We start from the raw sequence: 18,722 nt of genomic DNA on the forward strand, positions 1-18,722 counted from the left end.
AAAAAGAGGAACCGTGACCCAACCGTCCCTGTTCACCGAGGGGCCGCCCCGGCCACGCCGGCAAGCCGACGCCGGACCGCGCTACACCCCGCTCGAGCTGGCCCGCCTGCTGCGCCTGCACCCGCCGACGCGGGAGCAGACCGACATCATCGCCGCGCCGGTGGAGCCGATCCTGGTGGTCGCGGGCGCGGGTTCCGGCAAGACCGAGACGATGGCGTCGCGGGTGGTCTGGCTGGTCGCCAACGGGTACGCCCACCCGGACCAGATCCTCGGCCTGACCTTCACCCGGAAGGCCGCAGGCGAACTCGCCCACCGGATCCGCACCCGGCTGGGCCAGCTGGTCCGCCGCCTGGGCCGGGACGACGCGCTGGCCGGCGAGGCGACCGTCGCCACCTACCACTCGTACGCCGCCCGCGTCGTCACCGAGCACGGCCTGCGAGCGGGCTTCGAGCCGTCCGCCCGGCTGCTCACCGAGGCGGCCCGCTGGCAGATCGTGGATTCGCTGGTCAGGTCGTACACGGGGGAGATGACCGGCCTGAACCGCGCCCCGGGCACGGTGACCGACGACGTGCTCGCGCTGGCCGGCGAGCTAGCCGAGCACCTGGTCACGCCGGACGAGCTGGCGGCCTGGACCGGGCGGTTCACCGGGGAGGTGCAGTCGCTGCCGGGCCGGGTCTACAAGGACGTGTCGGACATGCTCCAGCGGCAGCGCCACCGGCTCACCCTGCTGCCCCTGGTGCGCCGCTACGAGCAGCGCAAACTCGACCTGGAGGCGATGGACTTCGGCGACCAGATGGCCCGGGCGGCGCGGGTGGCGCGGGATCATCCGGAGGTCGGCGAGATCGAGCGCGGCCGGTTCCGGGTGGTGCTGCTGGACGAGTACCAGGACACCAGCCACGCCCAGGTGACGATGCTGAACGCGCTGTTCGGCGGCGGCCATCCGGTGACCGCGGTGGGCGACCCCTGCCAGTCGATCTACGGCTGGCGGGGCGCCTCGGCGGGGACGCTGGACAGGTTCCCGGGCGAGTTCGCGCGGCGGGACGGCCGGGACGCCGCGGTGCTGACGCTGAGCAAGTCGTGGCGGAACCGGCCGGAGATCCTGGACGTGGCGAACGCGTTGTCCGCACCGCTGCGCGCGGCGGGCGCCCGGGTCTCCGAGCTGGTGCCGGCGCAGCGGACCGCGGAGGGGGTGGGCGGCCGGACGGTGGCGTGCGCGCTGCTGCCCACGTACGTGCAAGAGGCCGAGTGGATCGCCGACTCGATGCTCACCGCCTGGCGGATCAGCGCCGGGATGCCGGACAAGCCCGCCGCCGAGATCCCGGTGGAGAAGCGGCCGACGAGCGCGGTCCTGGTCCGGGTGCGCAGTCAGATCGCGGTGCTGGAGGAGGCGCTGCGGGCGCGCGGCCTGCCGGTCGAGGTGGTCGGCCTGGGTGGTCTGCTGGACACCCCCGAGGTACGCGACGTGGTGTGCACGCTGCGGGTGCTGGCCGACCCGGCGGACGGCGCGTCCCTGTTGCGCCTGCTCACCGGCGCCCGCTGGCGGATCGGCCCGCGCGACCTGGTGGCCCTGCACCGGCGTGCCCGGTCGCTGGCCGCGGCCCGGGCGGCCGCCGTGAACGACGAGGAGCCGGACGAGGTGGTGGGCGACCGGCTGGACGACGCCACGCTGGTCGAGGCCATGGCCGACCTGGGCGCGGCGCAGCAGTACTCGGCGGAGGCGTACGCCCGGCTGCGGTCGTACGCGCGGGAGCTTGCCGAGCTGCGCAAACGTCTCGACCAGCCGCTCCCGGACCTGGTCGCGGACATCGAGCGCACGATCGGCCTGGACGTCGAGGTGGCGGTCCGCGGATGGCAGACGGGCGACGCCGGGCTGGCCCGCGGTCACCTGGACACCCTGGGTGATGTGGCGGCGCGCTACGCGGGTGACACCGACGGCGGCACGCTCGCCGGTTTCCTGGCCTTCCTGACCGCGGCCGAGGAGGAGGAGCGCGGCCTGGAGCCGGGGCAGGTGGATGTCGTCGAGGGCGCCGTGCAGATCCTGACCGCGCACGCGGCGAAGGGCCTGGAGTGGGACGTGGTCGCGGTGGCCGGCCTGGCCAAGGGCGTGTGGCCGGGCCTGGTGCGCAGCTCGGACCACTACCTGATGGGAATGGGCGTGCTGCCGTTCCCGCTGCGCGGCGACCGGGACGGGTTGCCGCTGCTGGACCTGTCGGAGGCGGCGGATCAGAAGGATGTCGCGACCGCGCTGGGCACGTTCGCCGCGGATTGGCGCGGGCATGACGAGCGGGAGGAGCGGAGGCTCGCGTACGTGGCGGTGACCCGTCCCCGCCGGCTGCTGCTGTGTTCGGCGTACTGGTGGGGTGACGGTGTGAAGAAGCCCCGTGGCCCGTCGGTGTTCCTGAACGAGGTGCGGGAGAGCTGCCTGGCCGGCGCCGGCGTGGTGGACGTGTGGACGCCGGAGCCGGCCCCGGACGCGACGAACCCGAGCGCCGAGCTGGTGGCGTCGGCGGAGTGGCCGGCTGACCCGCTGGGTCTGCGCCGCCCGGCGATGCAGGCGGCCGCCGACCTGATCCGCCGGATGATCACCATGCCGGAGCCGGACGCCGCGGTCGCGTTCGCCGAACTGGCCGAGGCCGACCCGGAGATCGCCGAGCGGGCGGGCATGGCCGCCGACCTGGTCGGGCTCCCGGAGGCGAAGGAGGCCGGCGACCCGGCGGTCGAGCGCTGGCGTACCGAGGCGACCATGCTGCTGGCCGAGCGCTCCGAACGCGCCCGCCGGGACGGGCCGCTCGAGGTCGCCGTGCCACCGCACCTGTCCGTGTCCCAGCTCGTGGTGCTGCGCCGCGACCCGCAGCGGCTGGCCCGCTCGCTGCGCCGGCCGCTGCCGCAGACCCCGGCCCCGTACGCCCGCCGCGGCACCGCCTTCCACGCCTGGCTGGAGCAGCGCTTCGGCTCGGTCCGCCTGCTCGACCTGGACGAGCTGCCCGGCGCGGCGGACGAGGACGCGGCCGGCGACGAGCAGCTGGCCGCCCTGCAGGAGGCGTTCCTGGCCGGCGAGTGGGCGAACCGTTCCCCGGTCGAGGTGGAGGTCCCGTTCGCGACCACGATCGCCGGGGTGGTCGTCCGGGGCCGGATGGACGCGGTGTTCGCCGATCCGGGCGGCCGGTACGACGTGATCGACTGGAAGACGGGCCGTCAGCCGGGACCGGCCGAGGCGTCCGCGGCGGCGGTGCAGCTGTCCGCGTACCGGATCGCCTGGGCCTCTCTGGCGAACGTGCCGGTGACGCATGTGCGGGCCGGCTTCCACTACGTCGGGGAGGGCGCCACGGTGCGGCCCGCCGACCTGATGGACCCGGCCGAGCTGGCGGCGTTACTCGAAGACCTCCCCGAGCAGAGCTAGCAGCGCGGTCGCGTAGGCCTCCTCGGCGGTGGGCGCGGTGAACACCTCGGTGGTCTCGACCGAATATCCGTCATCGGTGCGGTGAAGGCTCCGGAACGTCCCGCCGAGGAGGTCCCGGAGCTGGTTCTCGCGGGGCAGCCAGAGGGTCTCCTCGATCTCCACGTCGTCCAGCGCCCACTCGGTGGTGCCGTTGAATCCGATCACCCGGCCCTCCGGCACCTGATGCACCTCGATGGTCATGTTGCTCAGCACGAACACCTCGTCGTCGAGGTCTCGATCGGGGATGGTGAACCGGTCGCCGGGGCCCGGTTTCCACACCAGTCCAGCGTCCTTGAGCTGCTGTGCCATCTGCACGCCGATCACTTGGCGGCCTCCTTCACCGTGCTACGCTCGCCCCGTTGTCAGTTTGGTTCCCAAGTACTCAGGAGCGCCTGTGGGGGAAGTCTGCCCCAGGCGCTCTTTGTCGTAACCCGGGTCTTCCGGTCGGGCGATCAGTACGACAGCACGAGATCCGCGAAGTGCGGCTCTTACCACCCTCGCTCCCGCCGCCGAAGCGGGCGCGTTCGACCGTGGAGGACACGATCATGGTTTTCGGCGTAGTGAAGTGGTTCAACGCGGACAAGGGCTACGGATTCATCACCCCGGAGGACGGCGGCGCTGACGTGTTCGCCCACTTCTCCGCGATCCAGAGCTCGGGCTACCGCAGCCTCGAGGAGAACCAGCGGGTCGAGTTCGAGGTGACCACGGGCCAGAAGGGCCCGCAGGCCGCCAACATCCGCCCCGTCTGACAAGTGGCCCTTGTCAGCTGAAACACCAGGTCGGCGCCGTCTCCCCAAGTGGGGGCACGGCGCCGCTTGCATTTGTTCGCACTTCGAGGCAACCAACTGATGATCACTGACGTCATAGGGGTATGGAAACCGCACGCCGCGAGTTGACCTTCGTGCTCGGTGTCGCCCTGGTGGGCTTGATGCTGGTGACCCTGGTGGCTTTTGCCCCCTGGTACGACAGCCTGGTGCTGAGCTGACGCGAGGGCTTCACCGCCTCACACCCGACGTGGTGTTCACTGGTAGGTGTGAGTGAGCGTTGGCAGCGTCCAGGTGGGTCGTGGGGATCAGGCACGGTCACCGCGCCGCCCCCGCCGCCGGACCTGCCCCCGCCGCCCGCCCCGCCGAAACCCGGTGGCGACGGCCCGGCCAGGCGCAAGCGTCAGATGTTCGTCTTCGGTGGTGTCGCCGGCGCGATCCTCGCCACCGGTCTGATCATCATCCTGGTCGTGGTGTTCTCCGGCAGCGGCGACCCGTTCGGCAGCGGCAAGGCCGACGCGCCCTCGGACGTCCGCCCGCCGCTGGCCCAGATGTGCCCGGCGCCGACCGTGGCACCCAGCGATCCGCCGCCCGCCGGTCCGAGCGCCGCGCCACCCGCCCCGACCGGGCAGCGGACGGTCGACGAGGAGGCCGGGATCTCGTACAACGCGTACGGCTCGCCCTGGGTCGCCTGGAACGAGGTGTGGCGGGCCGGGACGCTGGAGGTGCCGTACAAGGTCGGGCAGCACTTCGTGACCGAGGAGTACTCGGCCGGGCAGTACCACGCCTCGATCCTGTCGGCGGCGGTCCCGGCCGCGGACAACGACGCGGTCACCTTCGACATGGAGTGTGTGGGCCGGCAGGTGGCGGCGGACGTCCGCGCCGAGTACTACCCGCAGCCGAACACGATGGAGCCGATCCGTGACGGGCTGACCAGGCTGGGTGGCCGTCCGGCCTATCTGGCCGAGTTCCGGCTGCACTTCTCGGCGGCCGGGCTGCAGGCCAAGGACGAGCTCTCCGCGGTGGCCGTGATCGATGTCGGCAAGCCGACCGCCGCGGTGCTCTACATCTCGATCCCGGGTACGCACAAGCAGTTCGACTACGTCATAGACGACGTGCTGTCCTCCGTACGCCCGCTCTGAAGCGAAGTGTTCCCGCTCCGCAGCGTCGTGTTCCCGCTCTGTAGCTCGGCCAGCGTCCGGTGGTCGACCACGCCCTCGATCGCCTCCTCGACGGCGACCCAGACGTCCCGCAGGCCGATGGCCGCGCCGTGGTAGGTGGTGGTGGCCGTGGGCAGCCCGCGGACCGTGGTCAGGGCGCCGCCGACCGCGCGCACCACGTCGCCGATGGTGATCTCGTCGGCCGGGCGGGCCAGCTGGTATCCGCCGTCGACGCCGCGGTGGCTGTGCAGCAGCCCGGCCCGGCGCAGGTCGAGCAGGATGCCCTGCAGGAAGCTGAGTGGGATGTCCTGGGCGGCGGCCAGCGTCGCAGCCTTCACCAGGTGGGGACCGTCGGCGGCCACCGAGAGCATGGCTCGGACGGCATAGTCGGTGCGTGCCGAGACGTACACGACAGTAAACCTACCATGCGGATAGGAATAATGGGTGGCCTCAAGAGGCGGCGGTGAATGCCTCCGCGGCCTCGTGCAGCGCCTTGACCGTCGCCGGGTCGCCCGTCGACTCGCGCAGCGCGCGCGCCGGCACGAGCCCGCCCACACCCACCTCACGCAGCCAGGAGGCGGCCTGCGAGGTGCGGTTGACGGTGTGGAAGATGCTGATCAGCTCGACCGCGGCGGACAGCCGCCGGGCGGCCGTGTCGCTGCTCAGCACCGGGCCGGCGGACCACGACCGGAACTCGTCGATGGTGTTGGCGCCGGCCAGGTAGGCGGTCAGGTCCTCGCCCAGCACCTCGTCGCAGACCTCGATGTTCGCCGAGACCCCGCTCTCCCGAAGGAAAGCCGAGCCTTCCCGAGGAGCGGCGCGTAACGCGGTCGCAGTCATGCCCACTACGTTACTTCTCCGCGACCATCGGGGCGAGCGCCCAGATAAAGGTCGTTCACGTGGTCGGCCAGCACGTCCAGCGCCGGCCGGCCCATCTCGATCGCCGCCACGAACGCCGCCCACGAGTCCAGCGGGAAGTCGTCCACCCGCGGCATCGTCGCCGACGTCAGATAGACCGGCAGCAGCATCGCGTTGTGGAAGAGCCACGGCACGTAGCTGCCGTCCGAGTCCCAGCCGCGCAGCTCGCGCGTGCGATAGAGGTGTTCCCGCAGTTCCTCGCGGGTGGACCAGCTCAGCATGTGCGCGTCGTGCTTCAGATTCTTGATGTACGGGTTGTAGAGGTGCCCCGGCCCGAACCCGAACGTCTGCCGCCACGACGCCCAGAGCAGCGCCTCGTCCCGGCCGCCCAGCGTCAGCACGTCCCCGGTCTGGCTCTCCAGCAGCATGCTGTTCAGGTACGGCCACAGGGTCAGCGGGATCAGCAGCCGGCTCGCGTCGGTGCGCAACATCGCCTGCACGATCGGCCAGGCGTTGGCCTCCAGCGCATCCCAGTCGGCCAGGTGCGGCACCGCCTTCACCGCGGCGAGCATGCTGTACAGCGACGGGTTCCGGTCGCTGTAGAAGATCCGCCGGGCCACGCCCCACGGGTCGGTCGGCCGGAGCAGGGACTCCGGCGACGGCGTACGCGGCAGGCGCTGGCTCTGTTCGACGAACTCGCCCAGGCTGACGAACCGCACCTGGGCGCCGTGCCCGGTCCGGCCGATCCAGTGCTGCAGGTCGGCGCGGAAGCTGTCGCCGGACTCGGCGGTCCGGGTGCCCACGTCGTCCAGCACCATCCGCACCTCGACGCCGAGCCGGGCCAGCGCCCCGGCCACGAACGCCTGCACCATGTGGATCACCGACGCCCGCGGCCGCAGCCGCACCGGCCACAGCACCCGGGCCGGCCGCCGCGTGCCCTGCTGCTGGTTCACCCAGCCGAACCGGCGTTCCAGCTGCAGCAGCAGCCCGGGAACGTCGGCCGGCGGCGTCGAGTCGGGCTGGGTGACCAGCTCCCGTTCCCACTTGTGGTGCCGGGCCACGTGCCGCCGCCCGGTCTCGCGGGCCGGCACGATCACCCCGGCCCGGTCGGCCAGCGCCGGGAACAGCCGCTCGGTGTCGATGCCCGGGAAACACTCCACCTCGGTGCCGGTCAGCTGCTTGAGCCGCTCGCCGGTCCGCAGCGCCTGGTCCGGGTCGGCGTCGAAGAGGCCCCACAGCACCCGCAGCCGGCGGCGCCGGGCGACCAGCGCGATCGCCGAGGCCAGCGTGCCCGCCCAGTCGGTGGTGCCGAGCACGCACACGGTGTCGCCGCGGATCAGCGCGGCGGTGCCGTCGACCAGGTCGGTGGCGGCGGTGATCCGGGCCGGGTCGTGCAGCAGCCGGGGACCGCGGACGTGCAGCGTCGGCCGCCAGAAGCCGTGCGTGTGGAAGACCCGGATCGCGCCGTCCGCGCCGGCCGACGCGCCGTACCCGCCGCTCAGGTCCAGCGGCAGGCTCACCGCCAGACCACCGGCGTGCCGGACGGCGATCTCGATCAGCGGGTCGAAGTTGGTGGTGATCACCCGGTTGTCGAAGGCGACCGCGGTCTGCGCGAGCAGGTGGCCGAGCGCCTCCACGCCGCGCGGGAGCTGCCAGCCGTACCGCTCGTTCTCCAGCGCCTCGCCGACGCCGCGCTCCACCCGCTGCCCCAGACCGCGGGTGGCCAGCGGCGACTCCATCGGGTCCTCCGGCGCGTACGCCTTCAGCACGGCCTGCTGCGCGATCACGTCGAAGGCGCCGGCCGAGACCCAGTCGGAGAAGACCCTCCGGTACGCGCGGTAGACGTCGATCGCCGGTACCGGACCGAGCCGCGCCCGAGCCTGCGCCAGCGCGCGTTGCAACGATCCCTCGTCGTTGCGGCCGGCCGCGTACTGGTCGGCGATCTCCAGCAGGCCCGGCACCCGCGGCACCACGCTCGCCGACACGCCCGAGCCGACCATCAGCGTGATCTGCTCCGAACCGGAAAGGCTCGCCGACAGCCGGCCGAGCAGCATCGCCTCGCCCGCGCTGAGCTCCTCCTCGGGACCGTCTCCGCCGGACCAGTCAGTCATGGCCGTCACCGGCCGGCCTGCAGCGACTGCCACAGTTCGCCGGGGCGCGCCGTGAACACCTGCCGGGTCGGCCGCCGGCTGACGATCAGCTCGCCGCGCTCGATGTAGTCCTCCAGCTCGCCGGGCCGCCAGCCGAGATAGCCGACGAAGATGCGCACGGTGTCGACGGTGTCCTCCAACTCGCCCAGCGCCTCGGTCAGCGCCATCGTGCCCAGCCGCTCCTCGTCGTCCCGCTCGCGTAAGGGGGTGAAGCGCAACGGGTGCGGCGCGCCCGACCGCAACATGGTCAGCACGATGTAGCCGTCCCGGGCCACCGGGCCGCCGTGGAAGAGCAGCGTGGGGGTGCTGATCAGGGAGCGCCAGGCGGCCGGGAAGTCAGCCGGGATCTCCCGGTCCGGGCGGGTCAGGCAGACGCCCAGCGCCCCGGTCGCGTTGTGCCGCAGCACCAGGATGGCCCGCTGGCCCAGCTCGTCGTCGATGAACCAGGGCGCCGCGTAGAGCACCGTCCCGGCCAGGTCACGCCGGGGGAGGCGGGCGTTGTGCACCAGCGCGATCGCGGCGCCGAAATCGCGGGCGCGCATCTCCGGCCGCTCGAAGCCGCGGTGCAGCATCGCGTCGCGTACCGAACGCCAGATGGTCTCCACGGTCAGAGCCGGCGGCGTCGCCTCGCGCGGGCCGGGCTGATAACCCTCGCGCAGGAACCGCAACAGCTCGCCGGTGAACGCGGTGTGGATCTCGCCGTGCGGAGCACGCGCGCGCCGGTTGGCCGGCGCCGAGACCAGCAGGCAGGTGCCGTCGGTGGCGGCCTTGTCGGCGACCGCGTCGGTGCCGGTGAAGCCGGTGCCCAGTTCGGCGTCGGCGCGCCCGGAGTAGCAGCAGTCCAGGATCACCAGCCGGCGCCGTGCCCGGGTGCCGGCCACCGCCCAGCGGATCCAGTCGTACGGCAGGCCCTCCTCGTGCGGGGCGTCCGGGTCGCAGGCGGGCAGCGCCAGGATGAGTTTCTCGTCGTCGGCCGGGTCGACCAGCCCGTGCCCGGAGAAGTAGACCAGCAGCAGGCCGTCGCGTTCGGTCGCCGCGGCCGCCTCGCGCACCACCCGGCTGACCTCGCCCGGGCTGGCCGGGTCGAGCAGCACGTGGCAGTTCTCCGGCGGAATGCCCCAGAAGTCGGCGTCGGCCAGCAGGTCGCCGAAGCCGGCCACGTTGTTGCGGACCGCGGGCAGCTCCGGCAGGTGCTGATAGCCGGACACGCCGATCAGGACGACCTGGGACAGCGCCGGGTTGGCGACCTCACTCATCGGCTATGCCCGCTCCAGCTCCCGCAGCGCGGTCTCCAGAGCCTCCGGCGTGGACGCTTCGATCCGGGTGGTGCCACCGTCCGGGTGAACGTGGGTCACCACCAACTCCGGCGGGCGCGGCCGGGACTCGCGCCACTGCTTGACGGCGAGCACCAGCTGGGCCGCCGAGAACCCGGTGCCGATGACCAGGGTCAGCACGTCGATCAGGGGGCCGAGTTCCTCCGGGTCGGGGTTCTCGGCGCGGGCCAGCCGCCCGTCCGAACGCGCGCCGGGCTCGTCGCGCAGCCATCGGAACAGCGACTCGGCATCCGCCTCGGACTCACACGTCAGTTGCAGCTGAACGGCCATCGGGAGATTGAACCCTTTCGTTGCCCGGACCTTGCGAAAGTTAGCACCGCGCTTCCAGGTCGTGTCTCGTGGACCTCGCCTCGCACGTGGCCGACCCACGAGACACGACCTGCCCTGGCATGCACCGCCGGCCGCCGGGCTAGATTCATGGAGTGGTGCGCAAAATGAAGATTCCCGCGACCAAGTATCCGGTCGAACGACTCACGCTCGACAACGGGCTGCGGGTGGTTCTGTCACCCGATCGCAGTGCCCCGGTGGTCGGCGTTGCCGTGGTCTACGACGTCGGCATCCGGTCCGAGCCGGAGGGGCGCACCGGGTTCGCGCACCTCTTCGAGCATCTGATGTTCCAGGGATCGGGCAACATCGACAAGCTGGAGCACGCCCGGCACGTGCAGGGGGCGGGCGGCAGTTTCAACGGATCCACCCATCTGGACTACACCGACTACTACGAGGTGCTCCCGGCCGGTGGCCTGGAACGCGCGCTCTTCCTCGAGGCCGACCGGATGCGCGGTCCGCGGCTCACCGAGGAGAACCTGCGCAACCAGGTCGACGTGGTCAAGGAAGAGATCCGGGTCAACGTCCTCAACCGGCCGTACGGCGGATTTCCCTGGCTGAAACTGCCGCCGGTGATGTTCTCGACGTTCCCCAACGAGCACGACGGGTACGGCTCCTTCGCCGACCTGGAGAGCGCGACGCTGGCCGACGCCGAGGAGTTCTTCGAGCGCTACTACGCCTGCGGCAACGCCGTGCTCGCGGTGGCCGGCGACTTCGACCTGGCCAAGACCACCGAGCTGATCAAGCGGCACTTCGGCGACGTGCCCGCCCGGCCGGCCCCGGCGCGCCCGGACTTCGACGAGCCCGACCTCACCGCCGAGCGCCGCGAGTCGTACACCGACCGGCTCGCCCCGCTGCCCGCGGTGGCCAGCGGCTGGCGGGTGCCGGACCCGATCGGCGACTTCACCGGCTACCTGCCCTACACGGTGCTCGCCGAGGTGCTCACCGACGGCGACGCCTCGCGCCTGGTCGACCGCCTGGTGCAGCGCGACCGCACCGTCACCAGCATCGGCGGCTACCTCGGCTTCATGGGCGACGAGTACGCGGTCCGCAACCCGACCGCCCTGCTGCTGCAGGCGCATCTGCCACCCGGCGGCGACGCGGAGAAGGTGCTGCGGACCGTCGACGAGGAACTGGACCGGCTGGCCACCGACGGACTGCGGCCGGGCGAGCTCGCCCGTACCCAAGCCCGGATCGCGACCCACCACCTGCGTGAGATCGACGCGGTCCTCGGCCGGGCGCAGCCCATGGCCGTGCTGGAACAGCAGCGTGGCCGGCCCGAGCTGATCAACGAGGTGCCGAAACTGATCGGTGAGGTGACCGAGGAGCAGGTCGTGGCCGCCGCCGCCACCCTGCGCCCGGAGCGTCGCGCCACCGTCGAGGTCAAGCCGGGAGCCGGAGCATGAGCACGCACGTCCTTCCCGGCCTGGCGCCGGACAGCAAGATCAAACTGCCCCGCTCGGCCGAGCGCACGCTGGCCAGCGGGCTGACCGTGATCGCCATCCGGCGGCCCGCGGTCCCGCTGGTCGAGCTGCGCCTGCGGGTGCCGTTCGGCCGGGCGCCGCTGCCCCGGGCCACGCTGCTGTCCCAGGCCCTGTTCACGGGTACGGGCAGCATGTCCAGCCTGGAGATCGCTTCCGAGCTGCAGGCCGTCGGCGGCGGGCTGTCCGCCGGCCTCGACCCGGACCGGCTGCTGGTCACCGGCAACACGCTCGCCGCCGGTCTGGAACGGACGCTGGAGATCCTGGCCGCGGTGCTGACCGACCCGGCGTACCCGGCCGACGAGGTGGGCACCGAGCGGGAACGGCTGGTCGACCACATCCAGGTCGCCCAGAGCCAGCCCGCCCACCTGGCCCGCACGGCGCTGCTCAAGCGGATCTACGGCCGGCACCCGTACGCGGTGCAGACCCCCGAGCCCGAGCAGGTCCGCGGCGTCCGCCCGGCCCAGCTCCGTGCCCTGCACGCCGACCGGGTCCGCCCGGACGGCGCGGTGCTGGTGCTGGTCGGCGACATCAACCCGGAGAAGGCGATCGACGCCGCCGACAAGGCGCTGGGCAGCTGGACCGGCCCCGGCAAGGACGGCAACGTCCCGGCCATCCCGGCGCTGGAGACCGGCCCGCTGCTGCTGGTCGACCGGCCCGGCTCGGTGCAGTCGTCGCTGCGGCTGGCGATGCCGGCGGTGCCGCGCACCGATCCGGATTACGCCCCGCTGCTGCTGGCCAACCTGGTGTTCGGCGGCTACTTCTCGTCCCGCTGGGTGGAGAACATCCGGGAGGACAAGGGCTACACGTACGGGCCGGGCAGCTCGATCGAGCACTTCCTGGCGGGTTCGTCGCTGGTCGCGTCGGTCGAGGTGGCCACCGAGGTGACCGGCCCGTCTCTGCTGGAGACGGTGTACGAGCTGGGCCGCATCGCCAGCCTCCCGCCCGGCGAGGAGGAACTGGAGCAGGCCCGGCGGTACGCCCTGGGCACCCTGCGGCTGGGCATGTCCACCCAGGCCGGGCTGGCCGCGCTCGCCAGCATGTACGCCAGCTTCGGCCTGCGCCTGGACTACCTGGTCGAGCACTCGGCGGCGCTGGCCGCGGCGACCCGCGAGCAGGTGGCCGAGGTCGCCTCGCGGTACCTCGCCCCGGCCAAGGCGGTGACCGTGGTGCTCGGTGACGCCGAGCGGATCGAGGGCCAGCTGGCCGCCCTGACCGCGGTGGAGCGCGACGCCTGATGGCCGAGCACATCCCGCCGCTGGCGCGCAGCACGCTGGACCGGGCCGCGCATCACCGGCGCGACCCGGACTGGCTGGCCGAGGCGGAGAAATCCGCCCTGGTCCTGGTGGTGGACACCGAGGCCGGTGGCCGCGCGCTGGCCCGGGACAACGAGGACGGCACGGCGAGCCTGGTCCTGCTGGACCACGCGACCGCCCCGGGCGGCGACCGGCATTTCCTCGGCTTGGACGCGGACGGCACCCCGGTCTTCACGGTGGACGCGCCGCTCCCGGCGATGACCGAGGCCACCGGCGTGACGTTGCGGGATGTCGGGCATCGGCTGGACGACCGGGACGCCGGGCTGTTCAGCGCGGCGGCCGCCCTGGTCAATTGGCACGCCTCGCATCTGTTCTCGCCGCGGTCGGGGCTGCCCACCACCATCACCGAGGCGGGCTGGTCGCGGACCGACCCGGACGGCCGGCAGATGTGGCCGCGCACCGACCCGGCGATGATCGTGCTGATCCACGACGGCGTCGCCGGGCCGGACGGTCGCTGCCTGCTCGGCCGCAACGCCCAGTGGCGGATGCCGGACGGCACGCTGCGCTTCTCCACGCTGGCCGGTTTCGTGGAGCCGGGCGAGTCGGCGGAGGCCGCCGTGCACCGCGAGGTGCTCGAGGAGGTCGGGGTCAAGGTCCGCGATCTGCGGTACGAGGGCAGTCAGGCCTGGCCGTACCCGGGCTCCCTGATGCTGGGGTTCACCGCCCGTGCCGACGCGAGCGACCCGATCGTGGTGGACCCGGCGGAGATCGCCGAGGCGCGATGGTTCACCCGCACCGACATCACCGCGATGCGTGCCGATGATTACCGCGATCCGGCGACCGGAGTATCTGTACGGCTACCGATGAGTGCCTCGATCGCGCTCTATCTGATCGAGACCTGGCTGGGTGGTTTGCCAGTATCCCGGCCTTGATTCCATAAAGTCCGTAAAGTCCGCTATGTGATCTCGACTTCAGCCGGTCAGCTCGTGCTGACCTCACTGCGGGACGAGGACCGTGCGCCCGTCGAGGTGCGCCCGGGACCGGCCCGGCTGATGCGTGAGGTGTTCGCGGTCGCGGTCCGGCGATGCTTCGCCGGCCGCGACCCGCGGGACGTCACGCCGTACGTCCGCGGCCTGCTCGAACGGCGCGGGGTGTCGTCCGACGGCGTCGCCGCCCGCGAGCTCGAGGCCGTCATCCGTTCCGTGCTGGGCGAACCGGAACTGGTCGCCGGCATCCCGGACGAGCGCCGCGTCGGCATGATGATCGTGGTGGTCGGCGACCTCGCCCAGGGCGCGGCGGCGGACGGCGCGATCACCGGCGCCGAGCTGCTGGAGGCGCTGGTCGCCCAGGCCGAGACCCGGGTGGCGCGGTTCGATCCGCCGCCGGACGGGCGGCCCTGGCGCCGTTCCTCGCCGCGGCCGGTCCGGGGCCCGCGATGAGCGCGGCCACCGAGTTCCTGCGGGCCACGGCGACCAACACGGTCGCGCCCGAGCCTCCTGGGGAGGACGCCGACGAGATCTTCGCCGCGGCCTTCCGGGCGGCGGTCAAGCTGCGATTCCGTACGGACGCGCCGCTCGCCGCGATCACCGGCTCGGTCCGCGCCGCCACCCGCCGGCACGCCGAACTCGTGCCGGTGCGGGAGGCGGAGATGCTGATCCGGTCGGCCCTCGGTGAGAAGGTGCCGACCGGCGAGATCGACCGGGCGTCCGCGGTCAAGGTGCACGTCCTGCTCTTCGCCACGCTGGTCGAGGAGCTGGCGCTGACCGACGACGAGCTGGACGAGCTGATCGCGGCGCTCTAGAAGTGTTATTTCTGCACTACTAGGCGATATGACCCTCTGTAGTGCACCATGTACAAACCGTTAACATATGGAAGCACTACGGGGGAAGCAGTAAATGGGCGTGACAGAATTCTGTCGCCGCCGCCTGAGCGAGTGGCGTCGGTGGGCGGTGGAGGCCCGAAACTGGGGCTCCCTGACAAGTTCGGCGTGGGACAGCTGGCAAGGGCGCATCCGCGGCCGTCGGCGGGCACGGAGGCTCAGCACCGGGGGCGCGCTGGCACTCGTGTTCAGCATCGTCGCCCTGTCGGTCGGCGTGATGCCGGCCTTCGCCGAGCCGCCGTCCACGACCGTCGCGCTCACCGCCTCGCCCGACCCGTCGGTGACCGGGGAGACAGTGACTCTCTGCGCCACCGTCACGGCACCGGCACCAGAGGCCCGAGCACCGGGCCTGCCCGACACCCCCACGGGGACGGTCACCTTCACCGGCCCGGGCGGGCTGAACTCGACAGTGCCGCTCGACGGGGCAGGCGAGGGCTGCGCGACCACCACCGTGCTGACCACGGGCACGGTCACCGCGACGTACAGCGGTGACGGAACATACGACCCGGCCACCGACTCGGAGGCGGTGACGGTCGATCCTGCGGCTACGAGTACGGCGGTGACCGCGTCGCCGGATCCGTCGGTGTCGGGGGAGTCGGTTGAGGTGTGTGCCGTGGTGACGGTGGAGGCGCCTGGTTCGGGTACGCCTACGGGGACGGTGACTTTCACGGGTCCGGGTGGGCTGAATCAGACGGTTGCTTTGGATGGGACTGGTGAGGGTTGTCTGACGACGGCGACTTTGGCGACGGGGACGGTGACGGGCACGTATAACGGTGACTCCGGGAGGGCTGGGTCGACTGGAACGGTCAGTGTCACGGTCGATCCTGCGGCTACGACCACGACGGTGGTGTCGGCGCCCGAGCCTTCGGTGACGGGTGAGTCGGTCGAGGTGTGCGCCACTGTCGCGGCGACGCCGCCTGGTTCGGGTACGCCGACCGGGTCGGTGACTTTCACGGGTCCGGGTGGGCTGAATCAGACGGTCGCTTTGGATGGGACTGGTGAGGGTTGTCTGACGACGGCGACTCTGGTGACGGGGACGGTCACCGGCACGTATAACGGTGGCGGCGGGATGGCCGGGTCGACCGGTACGGCGACTGTCACGGTCAATCCTGCGGCTACGAGCACGGCGGTGACCGCGTCGCCGGATCCGTCGGTGTCGGGGGAGCCGGTCGAGGTGTGTGCCGTGGTGACGGTCGAAGCGCCTGGTTCGGGAACGCCGACCGGGACGGTGACTCTCACGGGTCCGGGTGGGCTGAATCAGACGGTCGCTTTGGATGGGACTGGTGAGGGTTGTCTGACGACGGCGACTTTGGCGACCGGGACGGTCACCGGCACGTACAACGGTGACTCCGGGATGGCCGGATCCGTCGGGACCGTGAGCGTCACCGTGAATCCGGCCGCCACGACCACGACGGTCGTGTCGGCGCCCGAGCCTTCGGTGACCGGCCAGTCGGTCGAGGTGTGCGCCACTGTCGCGGCGACGCCGCCTGGTTCGGGTACGCCGACCGGGTCGGTGACTTTCACGGGTCCGGGTGGGCTGAATCAGACGGTCGCTTTGGATGGGACTGGTGAGGGTTGTCTGACGACGGCGACTTTGGCGACCGGGACGGTCACCGGCACGTATAACGGTGGCGGCGGGATGGCCGGGTCGACCGGTACGGCGACTGTCACGGTCAATCCTGCGGCTACGAGCACGGCGGTGACCGCGTCGCCGGATCCGTCGGTGTCGGGGGAGCCGGTCGAGGTGTGTGCCGTGGTGACGGTGGAAGCGCCTGGTTCGGGAACGCCGACCGGGACGGTGACTCTCACGGGTCCGGGTGGGCTGAATCAGACGGTTGCTCTGGATGGGACTGGTGAGGGTTGTCTGACGACGGCGACTTTGGCGACCGGGACGGTGACGGGCACGTATAACGGTGACTCCGGGAGGGCCGGGTCGACTGGAACGGTCAGTGTCACGGTCGATCCTGCGGCTACGACCACGACGGTGGTGTCGGCGCCCGAGCCTTCGGTGACGGGTGAGTCGGTCGAGGTGTGCGCCACTGTCGCGACTACCCCGCCTGGTTCGGGTACGCCGACCGGGTCGGTGACCTTCACGGGTCCGGGCGGGCTGAACCAGACCGTCGCTCTGGACGGGGCCGGCGAGGCCTGCATCACGACCACCAGCCTGGCGACGGGAACCGTCACGGCCACCTATGGCGGCGACTCGGTGGTGACCGGGTCGACAGGTACAGCGAGTGTGACGGTCAATCCCGCCGACACCAGCACGGCGGTCACGGCGACGCCGGATCCGTCGGTGACCAGTGAATCGGTCGAGATCTGCACCGCCGTCACCGTGACGGCCCCCGGTACAGGCATGCCGACGGGCACGGTGACTTTCACCGGCCCTGGTGGGCTGAACCAGACCGTCGCTCTGGACGGGGCCGGCGAGGCCTGCATCACGACCACCAGCCTGGCGACGGGAACCGTCACGGCCACCTACAACGGTGACTCCGGGATGGCCGGATCGACGGGCACGGCGGCCGTCACGGTAAACCCGGCGCCGACCACGACGACCGTGCTGACCGCCGTCCGTACCGGCGCCTCGGTCGAGCTGTGTGCCACCGTGACCTTCGATGCCGCCCCGGCCTCGCTCGCGAACTCCGCCGTCGCCCTGATCGCCGACAAGGCGGGCCGGGACGGCGCGGTCTCGATGGGTGGCTCCGGCGCGCCGACCGGGACCGTCACCTTCACAGGGCTCGGCGGGCTCAACCAGACGGCCGTCCTGGACTCCGACGGGAAGGCCTGCGTCACGGTGACCGATGTCGCCGGGGGCACGGCCACCGCCACGTACTCCGGCGACGCCGGCATTGCCGGTTCGACGGACACGGAGACCGTGCCGCCGAGCGTTCCCAGCGCGCCGGGCAACGTCACGGCGGTCGGTGGTGTCTCGTCGGTCGTCGTGAGCTGGCAGCCGCCGTCCACGGGCGCGGCGGTGACCGGTTACACCGCTACCGCCGGCCCCGGCCCCGCCGTCTGCACCACGACCGGCGAGACGAGCTGTCTGCTGGGCGGGACCGCGGGAACCACCTACACGGTGACCGTTGTCGCCCATTCGGCCGTGGGTGACTCACCGGCCAGCGAGCCGTCGAACGAGGTCACCGTCGTGGCCCCGACGCCGCCGTCCGAACCGCCCACGACCGACCTGACGCTGACCACCACCGACGGGGACATCACCGTCGCGGAGCCCGGTCAGCGCCTGGTGTTCATCGGCACCGGCTTCGCGCCGTTCTCCACGGTCGTGGTGACGCTCTACTCGGAGCCGGTCCTGCTCGGCAGCTTCACCACCAACGCGATCGGCTCTTTCGAGGCGCCGGTCACGCTGCCGGAGAACTTGTCGGCGGGGAAGCACACCGTCGCGGCGCAAGGGATCGCGCCTGACGGCAGCCCGCGGGCGATGGTGCTCACGGTCTCCGTCGGTGGCGGGGCCGGCCTGCCGGTCACCGGTCCGTCGGTCAGCGTGCTGCTGCTCAGCGGCATCCTGCTCGCGATGGGCGGCACCGGCCTGGTCGCCGTGGGCAGGCCGCGGCGACGCGTGCGCTGAGCCTGATCGCCGAGCCGCGGCGTCCGGGTGGGTGATGCGTATATGTGCTCAGAGCAAAGCGTGTAGCGGCGGGCCGGGATTCTCGGCCCGCCGTTGCGTTGTGGGCGCCGGCGAGGAGCGAAAGGTCCGGCGAGACGCGAGTCCTGCGAAACGCGAAAGGCCCCGGCGATGAGCCGGGGCCTGCCCGCGCTGTCACCGGGCCGCGTGCCCGGCGCCGAGGGCGTTCGATCAGCCGCTGACGCCGGCGCCGGCCAAAGCGCTCTTCAGCTGGATGATCGAGGGGTTCGTCAGCACGATCTCGGCGCCGCCCCCATCGGGGACTATGCGAATCGTGGGAACCGTCTGGTTGCCGCCGTTGACACCCATCACGAACTCGGCGGCGGCCGGGTCCTGCTCGATGTCGACCACCTCGTAGGCGATGCCCTCGCGGTCCAGCTGTGTCTTGAGCCGATAGCAGTAGCCGCACCACGTGGTGGAGTACATGGTCAACATCGGTC

Annotated in this window: 17 protein-coding genes and 1 pseudogene; 10 read left to right on the top strand and 8 right to left on the bottom strand. The window is 71.8% G+C overall.

The window, feature by feature from the left end:
• Positions 1-13 precede the first annotated feature (13 nt).
• Positions 14-3,400 (top strand): ATP-dependent helicase, encoded by a 3,387-nt coding sequence (locus QSK31_RS14970; protein WP_285684390.1) that lies wholly within the window; start codon positions 14-16, stop codon positions 3,398-3,400.
• Here the strand turns inward: QSK31_RS14970 and QSK31_RS14975 are convergent.
• Entirely contained in the window at positions 3,371-3,763 is a 393-nt protein-coding gene (locus tag QSK31_RS14975) for a pilus assembly protein CpaE (protein WP_285684391.1), read from the bottom strand. The genes QSK31_RS14970 and QSK31_RS14975 overlap by 30 nt on opposite strands.
• A 221-nt stretch (positions 3,764-3,984) precedes the next feature.
• Here QSK31_RS14975 and cspE point away from each other — a divergent pair, with 221 nt between their 5' ends.
• Complete coding sequence (gene cspE / locus QSK31_RS14980) at positions 3,985-4,188, top strand: transcription antiterminator/RNA stability regulator CspE (protein WP_285684392.1); 204 nt, start codon at positions 3,985-3,987, stop codon at positions 4,186-4,188.
• Between the two features lie 284 nt (positions 4,189-4,472).
• Positions 4,473-5,345, top strand: a complete 873-nt coding sequence (locus QSK31_RS14985; RefSeq protein ID WP_285684393.1) for a hypothetical protein — start codon at positions 4,473-4,475, stop codon at positions 5,343-5,345.
• Here the strand turns inward: QSK31_RS14985 and QSK31_RS14990 are convergent.
• The 5 genes from QSK31_RS14990 to QSK31_RS15010 are packed head-to-tail and all read right to left on the bottom strand — an operon-like array spanning position 5,303 to position 9,975.
• Entirely contained in the window at positions 5,303-5,773 is a 471-nt protein-coding gene (locus QSK31_RS14990; RefSeq protein WP_285684394.1) for an RrF2 family transcriptional regulator, read from the bottom strand. The two genes, QSK31_RS14985 and QSK31_RS14990, sit on opposite strands and share 43 nt — an antisense overlap.
• Positions 5,774-5,813: 40 nt before the next feature.
• Complete coding sequence (locus QSK31_RS14995; RefSeq protein ID WP_285684396.1) at positions 5,814-6,203, bottom strand: hypothetical protein; 390 nt, start codon at positions 6,201-6,203, stop codon at positions 5,814-5,816.
• A gap of 5 nt (positions 6,204-6,208) precedes the next feature.
• Positions 6,209-8,332: a hypothetical protein gene (locus tag QSK31_RS15000; RefSeq protein WP_285684398.1), complete on the bottom strand. Its 2,124-nt coding sequence runs from the start codon at positions 8,330-8,332 to the stop codon at positions 6,209-6,211.
• A 5-nt stretch (positions 8,333-8,337) separates the two neighbouring features.
• Entirely contained in the window at positions 8,338-9,627 is a 1,290-nt protein-coding gene (locus QSK31_RS15005) for a YqgE/AlgH family protein (protein WP_285684400.1), read from the bottom strand.
• A gap of 3 nt (positions 9,628-9,630) precedes the next feature.
• Entirely contained in the window at positions 9,631-9,975 is a 345-nt protein-coding gene (locus QSK31_RS15010; RefSeq protein WP_285684401.1) for an effector-associated constant component EACC1, read from the bottom strand.
• Between the two features lie 164 nt (positions 9,976-10,139).
• On the opposite strand from QSK31_RS15010, the gene QSK31_RS15015 reads away from it, so the two are divergent.
• From QSK31_RS15015 to QSK31_RS48795, 6 genes and pseudogenes are all read left to right on the top strand, one after another.
• Entirely contained in the window at positions 10,140-11,435 is a 1,296-nt protein-coding gene (locus tag QSK31_RS15015; RefSeq protein ID WP_285684402.1) for a M16 family metallopeptidase, read from the top strand.
• On the top strand, positions 11,432-12,748 hold the full coding sequence (locus QSK31_RS15020) for a M16 family metallopeptidase (RefSeq protein WP_285684404.1): 1,317 nt from the start codon (positions 11,432-11,434) through the stop codon (positions 12,746-12,748). Before QSK31_RS15015 ends, QSK31_RS15020 begins: the two co-directional genes overlap by 4 nt.
• Positions 12,748-13,698: an NAD(+) diphosphatase gene (nudC, locus tag QSK31_RS15025; RefSeq protein ID WP_285684407.1), complete on the top strand. Its 951-nt coding sequence runs from the start codon at positions 12,748-12,750 to the stop codon at positions 13,696-13,698. The genes QSK31_RS15020 and nudC overlap by 1 nt, the downstream gene beginning before the upstream one ends.
• Before the next feature lie 27 nt (positions 13,699-13,725).
• On the top strand, positions 13,726-14,205 hold the full coding sequence (locus tag QSK31_RS15030; RefSeq protein WP_285684408.1) for a hypothetical protein: 480 nt from the start codon (positions 13,726-13,728) through the stop codon (positions 14,203-14,205).
• Positions 14,202-14,567, top strand: a complete 366-nt coding sequence (locus tag QSK31_RS15035) for a hypothetical protein (RefSeq protein WP_285684409.1) — start codon at positions 14,202-14,204, stop codon at positions 14,565-14,567. Before QSK31_RS15030 ends, QSK31_RS15035 begins: the two co-directional genes overlap by 4 nt.
• Before the next feature lie 295 nt (positions 14,568-14,862).
• Positions 14,863-15,168, top strand: a pseudogene (locus tag QSK31_RS48795) (Ig-like domain repeat protein); the annotation flags it as partial.
• Between the two features lie 734 nt (positions 15,169-15,902).
• Here QSK31_RS48795 and QSK31_RS15040 read toward each other — a convergent pair.
• Positions 15,903-16,169: a hypothetical protein gene (locus QSK31_RS15040; RefSeq protein WP_285684410.1), complete on the bottom strand. Its 267-nt coding sequence runs from the start codon at positions 16,167-16,169 to the stop codon at positions 15,903-15,905.
• A gap of 115 nt (positions 16,170-16,284) precedes the next feature.
• Between QSK31_RS15040 and QSK31_RS15045 the strand changes: the two genes are divergently transcribed.
• Positions 16,285-18,225 (top strand): Ig-like domain repeat protein, encoded by a 1,941-nt coding sequence (locus QSK31_RS15045; protein WP_285684411.1) that lies wholly within the window; start codon positions 16,285-16,287, stop codon positions 18,223-18,225.
• 228 nt (positions 18,226-18,453) lie between these two features.
• Here the strand turns inward: QSK31_RS15045 and QSK31_RS15050 are convergent, their stop codons facing one another.
• Positions 18,454-18,717 (bottom strand): mycoredoxin, encoded by a 264-nt coding sequence (locus QSK31_RS15050; protein ID WP_285684412.1) that lies wholly within the window; start codon positions 18,715-18,717, stop codon positions 18,454-18,456.
• Positions 18,718-18,722 lie beyond the last annotated feature (5 nt).

This window comes from Actinoplanes sp. NBRC 103695, from assembly GCF_030269485.1.
In the GTDB taxonomy this organism is placed as follows: domain Bacteria; phylum Actinomycetota; class Actinomycetes; order Mycobacteriales; family Micromonosporaceae; genus Actinoplanes.

Excerpts from the sequence above, each read along its gene's own strand:
- cspE (WP_285684392.1), top strand. The coding sequence starts at position 3,985 with ATGGTTTTCGGCGTAGTGAAGTGGTTCAACGCGGACAAGGGCTACGGA.
- QSK31_RS14995 (WP_285684396.1), bottom strand. The coding sequence starts at position 6,203 with ATGACTGCGACCGCGTTACGCGCCGCTCCTCGGGAAGGCTCGGCTTTC.
- QSK31_RS15000 (WP_285684398.1), bottom strand. The coding sequence starts at position 8,332 with ATGACTGACTGGTCCGGCGGAGACGGTCCCGAGGAGGAGCTCAGCGCG.
- QSK31_RS15005 (WP_285684400.1), bottom strand. The coding sequence starts at position 9,627 with ATGAGTGAGGTCGCCAACCCGGCGCTGTCCCAGGTCGTCCTGATCGGC.
- QSK31_RS15010 (WP_285684401.1), bottom strand. The coding sequence starts at position 9,975 with ATGGCCGTTCAGCTGCAACTGACGTGTGAGTCCGAGGCGGATGCCGAG.
- QSK31_RS15015 (WP_285684402.1), top strand. The coding sequence starts at position 10,140 with ATGAAGATTCCCGCGACCAAGTATCCGGTCGAACGACTCACGCTCGAC.
- QSK31_RS15020 (WP_285684404.1), top strand. The coding sequence starts at position 11,432 with ATGAGCACGCACGTCCTTCCCGGCCTGGCGCCGGACAGCAAGATCAAA.
- nudC (WP_285684407.1), top strand. The coding sequence starts at position 12,748 with ATGGCCGAGCACATCCCGCCGCTGGCGCGCAGCACGCTGGACCGGGCC.
- QSK31_RS15035 (WP_285684409.1), top strand. The coding sequence starts at position 14,202 with ATGAGCGCGGCCACCGAGTTCCTGCGGGCCACGGCGACCAACACGGTC.
- QSK31_RS15045 (WP_285684411.1), top strand. The coding sequence starts at position 16,285 with ATGGCCGGGTCGACCGGTACGGCGACTGTCACGGTCAATCCTGCGGCT.
- QSK31_RS15050 (WP_285684412.1), bottom strand. The coding sequence starts at position 18,717 with ATGTTGACCATGTACTCCACCACGTGGTGCGGCTACTGCTATCGGCTC.